Annotated in this window: 11 protein-coding genes and 1 pseudogene; 7 read left to right on the top strand and 5 right to left on the bottom strand. The window is 71.4% G+C overall.

Translation table 11 applies throughout. From position 1 onward, the window contains the following. Positions 1-805: 805 nt before the first annotated feature. Entirely contained in the window at positions 806-2,170 is a 1,365-nt protein-coding gene (locus OO54_RS39685) for a chloride channel protein (protein WP_033212299.1), read from the top strand. A gap of 278 nt (positions 2,171-2,448) precedes the next feature. Here OO54_RS39685 and OO54_RS42830 read toward each other — a convergent pair whose 3' ends face one another. After that, positions 2,449-2,778, bottom strand: coding sequence for a hypothetical protein (locus tag OO54_RS42830; protein WP_051787844.1), 330 nt, complete (start codon positions 2,776-2,778; stop codon positions 2,449-2,451). A gap of 1,023 nt (positions 2,779-3,801) precedes the next feature. Between OO54_RS42830 and OO54_RS39675 the strand changes: the two genes are divergently transcribed. From OO54_RS39675 to OO54_RS39660, 4 genes are all read left to right on the top strand, one after another. Continuing rightward, complete coding sequence (locus OO54_RS39675; RefSeq protein ID WP_051787842.1) at positions 3,802-4,776, top strand: hypothetical protein; 975 nt, start codon at positions 3,802-3,804, stop codon at positions 4,774-4,776. 268 nt (positions 4,777-5,044) lie between these two features. Then, on the top strand, positions 5,045-5,503 hold the full coding sequence (locus OO54_RS39670) for a Crp/Fnr family transcriptional regulator (protein WP_033212297.1): 459 nt from the start codon (positions 5,045-5,047) through the stop codon (positions 5,501-5,503). Positions 5,504-5,530: 27 nt separating this feature from the next. Next, on the top strand, positions 5,531-6,169 hold the full coding sequence (locus tag OO54_RS39665; protein WP_033212295.1) for a CBS domain-containing protein: 639 nt from the start codon (positions 5,531-5,533) through the stop codon (positions 6,167-6,169). A 51-nt stretch (positions 6,170-6,220) separates the two neighbouring features. Then, complete coding sequence (locus OO54_RS39660) at positions 6,221-6,907, top strand: response regulator (RefSeq protein WP_033212293.1); 687 nt, start codon at positions 6,221-6,223, stop codon at positions 6,905-6,907. Between the two features lie 6 nt (positions 6,908-6,913). On the opposite strand, the gene OO54_RS39655 is transcribed toward OO54_RS39660, so the two are convergent. The 3 genes from OO54_RS39655 to OO54_RS44605 are packed head-to-tail and all read right to left on the bottom strand — an operon-like array spanning position 6,914 to position 11,936. After that, positions 6,914-8,647 (bottom strand): sensor histidine kinase, encoded by a 1,734-nt coding sequence (locus OO54_RS39655; protein WP_033212291.1) that lies wholly within the window; start codon positions 8,645-8,647, stop codon positions 6,914-6,916. A gap of 51 nt (positions 8,648-8,698) precedes the next feature. Then, positions 8,699-11,320 carry a cation-translocating P-type ATPase gene (locus OO54_RS39650; protein ID WP_051787840.1) on the bottom strand — a complete coding sequence of 874 codons (2,622 nt, stop codon included), beginning with the start codon at positions 11,318-11,320 and terminating at the stop codon, positions 8,699-8,701. Between the two features lie 7 nt (positions 11,321-11,327). Beyond that, positions 11,328-11,936: a universal stress protein gene (locus OO54_RS44605; protein ID WP_078905602.1), complete on the bottom strand. Its 609-nt coding sequence runs from the start codon at positions 11,934-11,936 to the stop codon at positions 11,328-11,330. A gap of 234 nt (positions 11,937-12,170) precedes the next feature. Between OO54_RS44605 and OO54_RS39640 the strand changes: the two genes are divergently transcribed. Together OO54_RS39640 and OO54_RS39635 are read left to right on the top strand one after the other, a co-directional pair. Beyond that, positions 12,171-12,794: a CBS domain-containing protein gene (locus OO54_RS39640; RefSeq protein ID WP_033212289.1), complete on the top strand. Its 624-nt coding sequence runs from the start codon at positions 12,171-12,173 to the stop codon at positions 12,792-12,794. A gap of 22 nt (positions 12,795-12,816) precedes the next feature. Further along, positions 12,817-13,806: an Acg family FMN-binding oxidoreductase gene (locus OO54_RS39635; protein WP_033212287.1), complete on the top strand. Its 990-nt coding sequence runs from the start codon at positions 12,817-12,819 to the stop codon at positions 13,804-13,806. A 271-nt stretch (positions 13,807-14,077) separates the two neighbouring features. On the opposite strand, the pseudogene OO54_RS44600 reads toward OO54_RS39635, so the two are convergent. After that, positions 14,078-14,180: pseudogene (locus OO54_RS44600) on the bottom strand (alcohol dehydrogenase catalytic domain-containing protein); the annotation flags it as partial.

Genomic DNA, 14,180 nt, shown 5'->3' with positions numbered 1-14,180 from the left:
AGGTCAGGAGTCAGCAGAGCCACCATGCCGGGCAGGGCACGGAAGACCGCCCCGTAGTCGATCTGCGGATTCCTCATGCACTGCCCGCCTCGGCGCCGAACGTCGTTTACTGATGCCCCACGATAAGAACGACGCGCCCCGGATGCGGGTCACCACTCCCCGGGCCCCCGGAGTCCGCAAGGCCCCGGCGTCCTGCCGGGTGACGGGACCGAAGACGAGAGGGCGGATGAGCACGGACGTCGTACGGACGTCGCGGCCGGGTGGCCGACGTCGTGCCGGCCCCACCGTCCCCGGGTCAGTGGCACCGGCTTACGGGGCGAGTCGTTCGAGGGTTCTTTCGACCACGCCGTCGCCATAGACGACAACAGCGCCCCCGGGACCTCCCCGCTGGACCGGACCCGCCGCCCCTCGGTGCCGGCAAGGGCCGGCCGCAATGCGGCCATGTCGACCACGGCAGGCCCGGCAGGGCCGCACGGACCTGTCCAAGGCGTACGTGAAGCAACTCGCCCGTGCCTTCGCCCCCGCTCTGCACCCCGTGATCGGCTTACTTCCTCATCGCGAGGAGTCCGTCCGGCTCCTTCTACGATTCCCTGCCCCATACGGGGGCCGTGTACTTCACGGTCACGGTGTTCTCCACCGTTCGGGTGAGCCGCCCGACGAGGACCTCGGTCCGCCTGAACGATCGTCACTCCACCGCCGCACAAAGGCGGTGAGCCCGCTCGGTGCGGCGCCCGCCACGTGATACCACGTCAGGAAGACGCCGGTGAATCGCCGCGATCCCGACGAATGTCGAGCCAAGGAGCTGATGCGCGTGTCGGCCGACAGCCCCGTCGGAGCACCGGGCAAGCCGCCGCCGGATCCCTTCGCCCTGGTCAGGACCCGCGGTTACGTCGGGCTTCTGGTCATGGCGGCGGCGCTCGGAGTGCCGATCTCGGCAGCCGCGTACGGCTTCCTCGCCCTGGTCAACGAACTCCAGCCGTGGACCTACACCGACCTGCCCAAGGCGCTGGGCTTCCAGGCAACCCCTCCCTGGTGGCCCCTGCCGCTGCTGGGTGTCGCAGGCCTGCTGGTCGGAGCGACCATCCGCTACCTGCCCGGAATCGGCGGTCACAAGCCCGCGGAGGGGCTGTCGATGGCCGGCGCGCCGAAGCCGCTCGAACTTCCCGGCATCTTCCTCGCCGCCGTGGCCTCGTTGGCCCTCGGTGCCGTCATCGGCCCCGAGGCACCGCTCATCGCCCTCGGCAGCGGCGCGGCCGTCTGGCTCGTACGCCTGGTCAAGCCGGACCTGCCGGAGCGGGGCGGGGCCGTGGTCGGCGCGGCCGGAAGCTTCGCCGCGGTCAGCACCCTGCTCGGGTCACCCATCACCGGGGCGTTCCTCCTCATGGAGGCGTCGGGAATCGGCGGGCCGATGCTCGGGGTCGTCCTGGTGCCGGGCCTGCTCGCCGCCGGCATCGGCTCGCTCGTCTTCACCGGCCTGGACAACTGGACCGGTCTCGGCACGTACTCCCTGGCGCTTCCGGAGGTCCCGCACGCCGACACGCCCGATGTCGCCGAGTTCGGCTGGGCACTCGTCATCGGACTGGTGGCGGCCCTCGTCGGTACCGGCATCCGGCGGCTCGCCCTCCTGGCGCAGCCCCGTGTCGAGCGGCGCAGGGTACCCGCCACCGTCCTGATGGGGCTGGTGGTCGCAGGGCTCGCCATCGCCTACGCCGAAGGCACGGGGAAAGCCGCGACCGAGGTGCTGTACTCGGGGCAGACCGCCCTCGGCCCGCTGATCGCGAACAGCGCGGAATACTCCGTCGGTACGTTGACCCTGCTCGTCGCGTGCAAGGGACTGGCGTACTGCGTCTCACTGAGCGCGTTCAGGGGAGGTCCGATCTTCCCGGCGATGTTCCTGGGGGCGGCGGGCGGCATCGCGCTGTCACACCTTCCTGGGCTGGGGCTCACCCCCGCGTTCGCGATGGGGATCGGAGCCATGTCGGTCACCATGCTCGGGCTCCCGCTGACCTCGGTCCTGTTGGCCACCCTGCTGCTGGGATCGCAGGGCCTCACCGTCATGCCGCTCGTCATCGTCACCGTAGTCGTCGCCTATGTCGTGTCGAAGCGACTCAGCCCGCCACCGACCGGCGGGGCACAGGCTCCCGCTCACGAAGGAGCGCCGGCGCGGTGATCTACCGTCAGGTACACCATGGGCCCGCGCGATTCGCAAGACTTCCCGGGGATCGACACAATCCGCAGCGCACACTGAGCGTGCCTTCCTGGCACCGATCAGTCCAGCCGGACAGGGGCTTGGCCCCCTGCCCGGACCCCGGCTTGCGGAGGTGCCTGCGGCGAGCCCACCCCGGCCGAGCCGAACAGGCGCGGCAGTCCGCTCCCGGGCGGCCCCGCCACAGACGTCTCCGGCGGCGGAGCCTTGACTCACACGCAGTGTCGGGTGCTCCGACACGGTCAGGAGTACCAGTCGGCCTCCGTCGCCCGCGCCCGCCGGGGCACCTCCCGGGCGGGCATGGGCCTGCGCTCGCCACCGGCGAGCAGCGTGCTGGCCGGATCGCCGCCGAGCATGCCCGGGAGCGTCACCTCGACATCGATGCCGCGAGGCGGGTCGGTGGGCAGGACCGTGGTCAGCACCGTCGTCTGGGCGTGGTGACCATGGGCGCGGGCGGCGGCGACCTGTTTCCCGTCCACGAGGAGCTCCAGCTCCCGCGTCCCACCCATCCGCAGGCCCACGGTGACCGAGCAGCCGGCGTGGTCGCAATGAAAGTGATACTCGCGGCTCATGGTTGCCTCCCTGAAGCGCCCGGCAGCAAAGCCTCTGCCCCTCCATCGTGGCACCGGGTGGTGGCGGCGTCAGCCCTGGATCCCGCTCCCGCGGTCGTCACCGTGATCCTCACCCGCTACACCACCCCTCCCCACCGACCGCGCCACCGTCGCCGAGCACAGGAGGGCGCCGGCGCCGTTCCTCTCGGACGACGACAGCCGCCGCGCCCAGAGCGCCGCGCCCCCTGCTTGAGCGACCCACCCACAAGCTGCGTCCCTGAGTACGGGATCGAGGGGCGGTTGTCGTCGCACGAGCGGTTCGCACCCCGCCGGCGAAATGGGCGGAACGGTCGACCGCAGCCAGTGACGAGGGCGGAAGGAGGATCCGCGTCGCATGCGCGTGGAGGGGCGGTGCTCGCTGGTGCCCGGGCCGCCTACCGGCCACCAGGGTCGGCCGCTCACGGCCCGTCCTGCCTTGGTGACTCCTTGGCGACAGGAGAATTCGGGCACTGCCTCGAGAGCGCGTAGGCCGAGACCGAGCCTGGTGTCTCTGTTGACCAGGCCAACCACCCTCTGGTGCGAACCGATGACCGGCTCGCTCCGCCTACGCGTTTCGCGTTCTCACGGAGATGATCGCGGGTGGTGTCCCGGCGCCCACGGCCGTGCCAACCGGCACGGAGATCGCCTGTGCCACCTCTTGGGGCGGTCCGCATGAGGGCCGGTGAAGGGTCCTCGGACAACGAATGCGGGGCTGAGGGCGGACGCGCAGCATGGAGGCATGGCTGCACTCCCGCTCCCGGGGAACCGTTCGACCGCCTGCGTGCCCAGCGCACCCGACCATGACCGGGATCCCGATCAAGTGGCCCTCTTGCAGGCGCCGACCAGGAGAGCTTCGGCACCCACCGGCGCCTGGACCGACGCCGCCACCGCGTTCGCCCCGCATCCACGAAGGACCTCGGGGACAGCGCTGCCCCACTCTGCGGCCTGGGCCACTTCGACTACGCTCCCCTGCCGGCCCACGCCCTCAGTACGCCTGGAGCCCGTATGTCCCACCGTCTGCCGCCCAACCTGCCCCGAACGGCCTGCACAACTCTCGCGGCCCTCCTGACGGGCGTTCTGGCCACCGTGCCGACCGGCCCCGCCCATGCCTTCACCGGCGGCAACCACGAGGACATCACCAGGGCCGCGCTGCCCTGGCAGCCCATGACGCTGACCGAGATGGCCGACAGCCACGACGGGGCGATCAACGCCAACGACCACCCTCCATACTTCGATGTCGGCCCCCTGCACTGCGACAACGCCGACTACCTCGAGCCCCGCTACGCCCCCGCCTACCCCCGCACTCGGGACGAGGCGACCACCGAGCTCCTCGCGTGCATCCGTACCTCCGTAACCCGCTTCCGCAACGCGGTCGAGGCCGCCGACGGCCTCGTCGACGCCCACGGCAAGGTGCGCGCCGACCAGAGCGACCTGTCCTCGCACTGCACATGGGACGAGAAACCCCAACGGGCCAAGTGCGACGTCCTCGAACAGCTCGGCCGCGGCTGGCACCAGATCGAGGACTTCTACTCGCACTCCAACTGGACGGACCGGGCCGCCCCTGGTCGGGTCGGGCTCGAAAACCCACCCGGACTGGAGCGCACCGAGGTCGCGCCGTTCCTCGCCATGGGCCGCTACAGCACCATGAAGGACGCCGACTGGACCCGGGACGCGCGCTCCCTCATTCCCGTCGACCTCACCACGGGCTGCTACACCGATGTCGATTCGACGGGTGTCAAACCCGCCGACTGCGACGGCCGCGTCTCCCACAACCGCGCGCTGAACAAGGACACCGCCGCATCAGCCCGCTCCCAGACGGACGACAACTTCCGGCACGCCACGGCCGGAGCCACCGCCGAGATCACGCGCCAGTGGAACGATTTCAAGGCCGAATTGCTCAAGACGTACCCCGATCACCGGCGCGGCGCCCAGATGATCTGCGCTCTCGTCCACGACGACCCTGCCAGCGCCTGCCCCTGACGGGGCAGGCGACCCTCGTACAGGCTCCCGCCGAGCGGGCCGAGGCGATCCGCGAGGCCATCTGGAACAGCGTGGAGCGAGCCACGTGTTCCAGCGGCTGGCCGACCTGTTGGGCCCGGTCTCCTGGAGCGTCCTCGAGGAACCCCCGGGCCGCCCTCCGCGGTCAGCCGTGACGTAGGCGGCCAAGAGGAAAGGGGACCATCCGGCCCTCCCTCTCCCCGTGATGTGGAGCAGAGACTGGGTGCGGACACCGACGAGGAGGTCCCCGATGAGGTCTGATCCTTCACCTCGGCTCACGACGGCCCTGTCCGCCGACCAACATGACCGCCTGATGGCATGCGCCCGCCCGGTGGACCTCCCTGAAAGCACCCGGCTGTTCGAGGAGGGCGATCCCGCCCAGCGCTTCTGGATCCTTCGGACGGGCACGGTCACCTTGGACGTCCCGGTGCCCGGCAGACAGCCGGCGGTGATCGACACCGTGAACGCGGGCGAGCTGCTCGGATGGTCATGGCTGTTCGCCCCGTATCGCCGGCACTCCGGAGCGGAGGCCATGACACGTGTGCGGGCGTACGAGTTCGACGCGGTGGCCGTGCGCATGATGATGGACGCCGATCCGGGCCTTGGCTCCGCCCTCGGGTATCTCGTCGGGCAGACGCTCGCTCGTCGCCTCGTCGCCGCCCGGGTACGACTGCTCGATCTGTACGCCCCGCACGGCAGCGGCCTGTAGACCCTCGTCCACCTCCCGGAGAACGTCATGCCTGCCTCGCGCTACACCGTCAGCGACGTCATGACCCACACCGCCATCGCGATCGGCCGTGACGCGCCCTACAAGGAAATCGTCGCGCTCTTGGACCAGTGGAAGGTGAGTGCCCTTCCTGTCCTGGAGGGAGAGGGCCGTGTCGTCGGAGTCGTGTCGGAGGCGGATCTGCTGCCGAAGGAGGAGTTTCGGCTCGACGGGCCTCGCCCGGGCGAATTCGGCGAGGCGGCCAAGGCCGGAGCCCTGCGGGCCGGTGAGCTCATGTCGAGCCCGGCCGTGACCGTTCACGCGGACGCCACGCTCGCCGAGGCGGCACGGATCATGGCCACCCGGAGGGTGAAGCGGCTGCCGGTGGTGAACGACATCGGGATGCTGGAGGGGGTCGTCAGCCGGAGCGATCTGCTCAAGGTGTTCCTCCGTACGGACGGCGAGATCGAGGAGGAGATCCGCCGTTCCGTCCTGGGCGAGTCGGCCGCCCCGGCAGGGCTTGACGTGTCCGTACTGGAGGGTGTGGCCACCCTTCACGGTGCGCTCGCCGACCGGTCGCTGGTTCCGCTGCTCGCCCGCGCCGTGCGGGCGGTGGAGGGTGTCGTCGACGTACGGATGGATCTCGGTGCCCACGAAGACGCTGTATGACGGACAATCCTTGTGGGGGCGGATACGAACCCATCGACCGCAGGGGTCCGCATGTCCGATCTGCCGGCAGCCACCGAACCCACGCGGGTCTTCCTCGTCGATGATCACGAGGTCGTCCGCCGGGGCCTTCGCGACCTGATCGACGACGAGCCCGACATGGAGGTGGTCGGCGAGGCGGCCACGGCGGAGCAGGCGCTGGCCAGGGGCCCCGCCCTTCGGCCGGACGTGGCGGTCCTCGACGTGCGGCTGCCGGACGGGGACGGCATCTCGGTGTGCCGGGAGCTGCGGTCTCGGATGCCGGATCTGGCGTGCCTGATGCTGACGTCGTTCGACGACGAGGACGCTCTTCTCGACGCGATCATGGCGGGGGCTTCGGGGTACGTCCTGAAGCAGATCAAGGGGTCCGACCTCGTGTCGGCCGTGCGGACCGTGGCCGCCGGGCAGTCGATGCTCGACCCTGCCACCACCGCCCGGCTGATGCACTCGCTGCGCGACCCCGAGGGTGTGAAGCCACCGGAGGACGAGCGGCTCGCGGTGCTGTCCGACAGGGAGCGGTCGGTGCTCGACCTCATCGGCGAGGGACTCACCAACCGGCAGATCGCCAAGCGGCTCTATCTGTCGGAGAAGACCGTCAAGAACCACATCTCGCGGCTGCTCGGCAAGCTCGGCGTGGAACGCCGCGTACAGGCCGCCGTCATCGCCGCGCAGGTCCACGAGCACGACGCCGAGGAGACGTAGAGGCTCCTACTCCCGCTCGGCCGGCAGCGGGATCCGCCACTCGAGGACCGTGCCGCTGCCCGGCTCCGCCCGCGCGTGGACCGACAGGGTGCCGCCCAGCAGCTCGGCCCGTTCGGCCAGGTTCCGCAGTCCACTGCGGCTGCCGCCGTGCGGTATGCCGACACCGTCGTCGCCCACCGTCACCACGAGTACGCCGTCGTCGGCGACGACGGACACCTCCGCACTGCGGGCCCGGGCGTGCCGTGCCACGTTGGTGAGGGCCTCACCGAGGACGGCGAGCACCTCCTCGGCCGCTTGCGGTGGTACGTCGGTGTCGATCAGGCCCTCCATACGCAGCGCCGGGGCGAATCCGAGCTCCGACGCGGCCGAGTCGACCGCTTTGACGACACGGTGTCGCAGCTTCGGTGTGACACCGGGGGAGTCGTGTTCCCGGAGGCCGAAGATGGTCGATCGGATGATCTTGATGGTGGCGTCGAGGTCGTCGATGGCTCGGGTCAGTCGGTCCACGGCCTCAGGGTGCTCGACGAAGCGCCGGGCGCTCTGCAGCGTCATCCCCGTGGCGAACAGGCGCTGGATCGCGAAGTCGTGGAGGTCGCGAGCGATCCGGTCGCGGTCCTCCAGAAGACTCACCTGTTCGGCGTCACGACGGCGGTCGGCCAGTTCGAGCGCCAGAGCCGCCTGCCCCGCGAATCCGGGAAGCGCGGTGACCTCCGCGGCCGTGAACGGGGGCCGCCCGTGGCGCCGCGCGAGGATCAGCACCCCGCTGAGGCGCTCCTTGATGCCGACCGTGACGGCCACGGCTGGTCCGAACCCCTTCCACCGTTCGGACTGCACCGTGATGCGCGGCTCGTTCTCGACGTCGGCGACCGTGACCAGGCCGTCCTGCGCGAGGGCGGCCTCGACCAGGGTTCCTTCACTGTTCGGGAGGACGACTCCCCGGTGCGCTTCGGATCCCTCGCCGCGGGCCAGCGAACCCCGCAGCTCGCCGCCAGGTCCGACCAGGTAGAAGACCCCCATGTCGGCGCCTGCGATGTCCACCGCCTGTTCCAGCATCCCGCCGAGAACCTCGGTCTCCTCCGCACCGGACAGGAGGGCGCTGATGAAATCGGAGCTGGCGGCCAGCCAGCGCTGACGCACGCGACCCTCCTCGTAGAGGCGGGCGTTCTCGATGGCGATGCCGGCTGCGACGGCCAGGGTCGTCACGACGGCCTCGTCCTCGGCGTCGAAGTCCGCCGCTCCGCGCTTCTCGGTGAGGTAGAGGTTGCCGAAGACCTCGTCGCGGACCCGAATGGGGACACCGAGGAACGAGTGCATCGGCGGGTGGTGCGGCGGGAACCCGTACGAGGCGGAGTGCTCGGACAGCTCGGACAGTCGCAGCGGCTGGGGGTTGCGGATCAGCTCGCCGAGCAGGCCGTGACCCGAGGGCAGGTCTCCGATCTGCGCCCTCAGGTCGTCTCCGATGCCGATGGGGACGAATGCGGAGAGCCTGCTGTCGTCGCCGATGACACCCAGAGCGCCGTACTCGGCGTCCACAACGATGACCGCCGCTTCCACGATGTCCCTGAGCACCTGTGGCAGGTCGAGTTCCCTGCCCACGGCCATGACGGCTTCCAGCAGCCCGCTGAGCCGGTCCCGGGTGCCCCGCGCCTCGTCGATGCGCACCCGGAGCTCGTCGAGCAGCTCGTCGAGTCTCAGCCGCGGAATCCTGCTCTCCGCGGATTCCGGGCCCTCACGACCCATCGAAACCTCCGGCTGCATCGAGCGCACGGGCTGCACCCGAAGCGCGCACTCTCACCGTAGTCCGGATGAACCACCCGTTCCTGCCGGGTCCCCCGGGTGGAAGGCGGTCCGTACGACGCGGGCCGCGACGAATCCGGCCGGCGCGCACGCGAGAGCGATCCCGGCTCCCGCCCAGCCGAGTGGCTCGGTCTCCAGGATCGGGTTCAGGAAGGGCACGTACAGCGCTGCCGCTGCCAGAAGGGCAGAGGCTAGGACGGACAGGGGGAGGAACGGGTTCTCCTTGGTCAGAAGGCGGCTACGCAGCCCCAGGGCGACGCCCAGCTGCGCGGAGAGCAGGGCGAGGAAGAGGACGCTCTGCCAGGCCAGGTCCAGTGCCTGGGCGGCGAGTCCTGCGCCGAGGGAGGCCGCCGTCACGACGGCCGCGAGTAGGAGCAGCCTCTGCCAGGCGCCACCGCCGATAATGTGCTGGTCAGGTGGGCGCGGCGGGCGGTGCATCGCTCCCGGGGACGCGGGTTCGGCGCCCATGGCGACGCCCGTGAGGCCGTGGGTCAGGAGGTTGATCCACAGGATCTGGCCGGCGCGGAGTGGCAGCGGAAGTCCCAGCAGCGGGCCGATGAGCATCACGAGGATCTCTGCCGCGCCGCCGGCCATTCCATAGACGAGGAAACGGCGGATGTTGTCGTAGACACGCCTTCCCTCCTCGACGGCCGCCACGACCGTCGAGGGCTCGTCGTCGGTGAGGACGAGGTCGGCGGCCTGCCGGGCGACCTCCGTGCCGCGTGCGCCCATGGCGACGCCGATGTCGGCCCGGCGCAGGGCGGGGCCGTCGTTGACCCCGTCGCCGGTCATGGCGGTCACCGCTCCCCTGGCGCGCCATGCCTCCACGATGTCCAGTTTCTGCTGCGGGTCCGTGCGGGCGAAGACCCGCACCGAGGTGAGGTCGGCGACGCGTCCTGCGGCGACGTCGGCGCCGGTGACGACCCGTCCCTCCGTCTCGTCGTCGTCGCCCAGGAGGCCGATGCGGGACGCGACCGCCCGTGCCGTCGCCGGGTGGTCCCCGGTGATGAGGACGGGAGTGATGCCGGCCGCACGGCAGGAGGCGAGAGTCGCCGCGGCATGCGGCTTGGGCGGGTCGCTGAGCGCGACGAGGCCGAGGAGCGCGAGCCCCGACTCCGCCGTGGTGACCGGGCTCGGGATGTCGTTCCGCGCGCCCGACGCCACGGCGAGCACGCGGTACCCCCGGGCAGCCAGGCGTGCGGCCTCCCGCCGGGCCGCCGCGAGCGCGTCCGGAGGATCGAGCAGGACGGCCGGGTCGAGTACGGCTTCGGGTGCGCCCTTCATGCAGACGAGCACCCCGTCTCCGCCGGTCCTGTGGAGCGTCGTCATGCGTCTGCGGAGGCTGTCGAAGGGCGCTTCACCGATCCGGGGGCGGGTCGCCGCCAGTTCCGCCGGACCCGGGCATCGCGTCTTGGCCGCGGCCGCCAGCAGGGCGGCTTCCATGGGGTCGCCCAGAGCCGTCCAGCGGTCGTCGGGCCTCCGGTCGTCCGCCGGGCGCAGTGTGGCGTCGTTGCACAGGGCGGTCACGGTCAGCAGCTCCGTCAGCGGTTCGAGCTCGTCTGCTTCCGCCGGTCTCCCGGCGACGAGGGCCTCGCCGTCGGGTTCGTATCCCACGCCCGAGAGCTCGGCGGCCACTCGCGGTGTCCAGACGTGCTGGACGACCATGCGGCCCTCGGTCAGGGTGCCGGTCTTGTCGGTGGCGAGGACGGACACCGAGCCGAGCGTCTCCACCGCGGGCAGCCGCCGCACCAGGGCGTGTCGGGCGGCCATGCGTCTGGCTCCGAGTGCGAGGGCCAGGGTGACGACGGCGGGAAGGGATTCGGGGACCGCCGCCACGGCCAGGCTGATGGCGGTGACGGCCATCGTGCCCAGCGGGAGCCCCCGCACCAGGCCGAGGGCGAAGACCAGGACGCACAGGGCGAGCGTCACGGCCGCGAGGACGCGCCCGAGCGCGGCGAGTCGGCGCTGCAGCGGGGTCGGCTCGCGACGTTCGTCGAGCAGAGCCGCGATACGGCCGAGCGCGCTCGCCGCCCCGGTCGCCGCGACTAAGGCCACGCCCCGGCCGCGGACGACGACCGTGCCCGCGCTCAGCGTCGCACCGGGCTCCTTGTCGACGGGCACGGACTCCCCCGTGAGCATGGACTCGTCCACCAGTACGGCGGAGGCCTCGGCGAGTTCGGCGTCGGCGGCGACGATGTCGCCCTCACCGACCAGGAGGACGTCACCGAGGACGATCGACGCCGCCGGGAGGTCGCGGACCACGCCGTCGCGCCGCACTCGCGCGTGCGGGGCGGTGAGGGCCGAGAGAGCGGCGACGGCGTTGTCGGCCCGGATCTCCTGTGCCACCCCGACCGTCGTGTTCACGAGGACGACCAGCCCGATGACGATCGCGTCGGGATGGTCACCGATCGCGAGGGTCAGTACGACGGCCCCGAGAAGCACCATGATCAGCGGGTCGGTGAGTTGGGCCAGGACCCTGCTGTGGAGCGGTACGGGCCTTCTCGCGGTGACCTCGTTGGGGCCGGTGTCGGCCAGTCGGCGGGCGGCCTCCGCCTCGGTGAGCCCCGTGGTGTCCCGCGCCGAGGCAAGGGCCCGGTCCGCTGCCGACGCGGTCATGACCCGCTCACCTCACAGGGACGGTGATCACCGGGCAGCGGGCGCGGTGGAGCAGCCCGTGGACGACGGAGCCGACGCGCATCCCGGTGTGCCCGCCCCCGCCCGTGCGGCCGACGACGGCCGGTACGTGTTCGGCGGCGCCCGCGGGCGTCTCGACGGGCGAGCCGACGAGCACCTCGTGCGTGAGCCGGACGTCGGGGTATTTCTCCGCCCAGCCGGCGGTGGTCTCGGAGAGCAGGCCGCGTTCGGCGTGGCACAGCGTGTCACCGCTGTGCCAGGAGAAGATGTGCCAGGAGAAGACAGGGGGGTTCGCCGGAGCGGCCAGGGCTGCCGCCGGGAACCCGGGCACGTGGGCCTCGTCCCGCACCGCCGCGAGGTCCACGCCCGCCTCGACGGTCCGGTCGAGCGGTTCCCTTCCCGCCTGCCGACTCCCGGCGATCTCCGCCTGGGGCAGAGAGGGGACGCGTGTGCCCGTGTCAGCCGCATGGACGAGGAAGAGGGTGCTGCCCCGCAGGGCCGCCTCCGATGCCGCCCACACCACCGCCGTGCGTGCGGACGGTGATCCGTCGACGCCGACGACCCTGCCGGGGCCGGGACGGGCCGGGGTTCCCTCCATTGCTCCTCCTCACGCGGGTCCAGGGGCTCCTTCCACCCTGGCAGCCGGTCCCGAGTGGCCGGAGGGCCGCTGGGGCCAATGACGGGACCAAAGGTCCTACCCGGGCGGGGCAGGCGCGGACCGGCCGCGACGAGCCCCTTCGGGCCCAGGAGTGGACCGTTCGGCCCTCCTCGCCCCCGAGCGGGCGTTGGAGGGTGGTGACACGGGAAGAACCCTCGAACAGGAGGCGCGGTGATGAAGCACATGAAGGTCGGCGGTCTGATGACCGACGGCGTCGTCTCCGCCGTCCCCGCGGCGTCGTTCAGGGAGGTGGCGAAGATGCTCGCCGAGCACGACATCACCGGGGTTCCCGTCCTGGACGAGGACGACCGTGTGGTCGGTGTCGTCTCCGAGAGCGACCTCCTGGCGCGCCACGCGTCGACTGCGCGGGACCTGATGACCACGCCGGCCGTCACGGTCCACGCCGAGGAGACGGTGGCGGACGCGGCACGGCTGATGGTGCGCCGTGGAGTCGAGCGCCTTCCCGTGGTCGATGAGGAGGAACGACTGGTCGGCATCGTGACCCGCCGCGATCTGCTCTGCGTCTACCTCCGCCCGGACGCGGAGATACGGCGCCGCATCCGTGAGGACGTCCTCACGGATGCCATGGGCCTGCCCGGGGACGCGGTGGACGTGCACGTCCTGGACGGCGTGGTGACGCTGGGGGGCCGCGTTCGGCGGCGGAGTCACGCCGTGATGCTCGTCGGACTGGCCGAGAGGGCCGACGGCGTCGTCGCCGTCGTGGACCGCCTGTCCTTCCAGGAAGACGACACCCGCCCCGCATCCTCCACCCGGACTCCGCACGACATCGCTCGGTGACCCACCGCAGACAGGACGCACCGTGTCCACCAACGCTCTGACCCGCCCGCTCGTGACGTCACTGATCGAGGACGCCGTCACAGCACCCTCCATGCACAACGCACAGCCCTGGAAGTTCGTGTGCAGGACGGGCGCGGGCGTCATCGAGCTGCACGGTGATCCGCTGCGCGGCATGCCGCACGAGGACCCGGACCACCGTGCCCTCCACCTCGGCTGCGGTGCCGCCCTGTTCGGACTGCGGGTGGGCGCCGCGTACAGAGGCCGGCACGCCGCGGTCCGGCTGCTGCCCCATCCCGAGGACCACTGGCACTTCGCCGACGTGGAACTCCTCGCTGCGGACGACGTCGACCGCGGTCTCGTCGCGCTCCACCCCGCGCTGCCGCGCCGGCACACCAGCCGTTTCCCCTTCACCGAGGAGCGGATCCCCTCCGAGGTGATCGACGGTCTGCGGGCCGCAGCCCTCCAGGAGGGCTGCCAGCTGGTCCTGCCGGGCGACTGGCACACCGACGCCGTCCTCGAGATCGTCCACGACTCCGAAAGGTTCGAGGCCGCTGACGCGGCGGTTCGCGCGGAGATCGCTGCATGGATGCGCACGGGTGCGTCCGACGAGGGCTCCGAGACCGAGGGCATCCCGTCGTACGCCTTCGGCCCTCGGCAGTACGACGTCACCTCTCCGGTCCGGGACTTCGACTCACCCCGGCACGTCCCGGACCGTGCTTCGGCCCGCTTTGAGGAGCGGCCGCAGATAGCTCTCCTCGGCACGGTCGAGGACACTCCGCAGCAGTGGCTGACGGCCGGCCAGGCGCTGCACCGGGTCCTGCTCCGGGCCACCCTTGACGGTCTGTCGACCTCTCTCATGTCCCAGCCCCTTGAGTGGTCCGAACTCCGCTCCGTCGTGCGGGATCCGGCTTCGACGACGGGCTTCATCCACATGGTGATCCGCCTGGGCTACGGCCCCCAGGGGCGGGCCACGCCGCGTCGGCCCGTCTCCGAGGTGCTCACCTTCGACTGAGCCGCCCCTCACGGACGGAGCCGGCGCTCCTGTCCGGGTGCGACGGTCACCCGCCGTCCGCCAGGGACGACCAGGGACGAGCAGGGCCTCCTCGCAGCAGCGCCACGCGTCGGCGCCCTTCTGCCGAGCCGGCACCCACCCACGTAGAGACGGCGGGAGACGTCCTCCCAGGCTGCGAGCCGGCCGTCGTCCAGCGACAGTCGATCCGCCAGTTCCGCACGGCGGGCCTCGGGCAGTTCGCCGAGCAGGTCGAGGGACCTCACGTGGCGCTGGAGGTGATGCAGGAGACCAGGACCCGGTCCCCCGGCCGCACCGTGCGGACGTCGCCCCCGGTCTCCACCACAGTGCCGACCGCCTCGTGTCCAAGGACCCGG

It is taken from the genome of Streptomyces wedmorensis, assembly GCF_000716445.1.
Lineage (GTDB): Bacteria > Actinomycetota > Actinomycetes > Streptomycetales > Streptomycetaceae > Streptomyces > Streptomyces wedmorensis.
The sequence above is the reverse complement of the archived record's forward strand: the minus strand, read 5'-3'. Positions and strand labels throughout refer to the sequence as shown.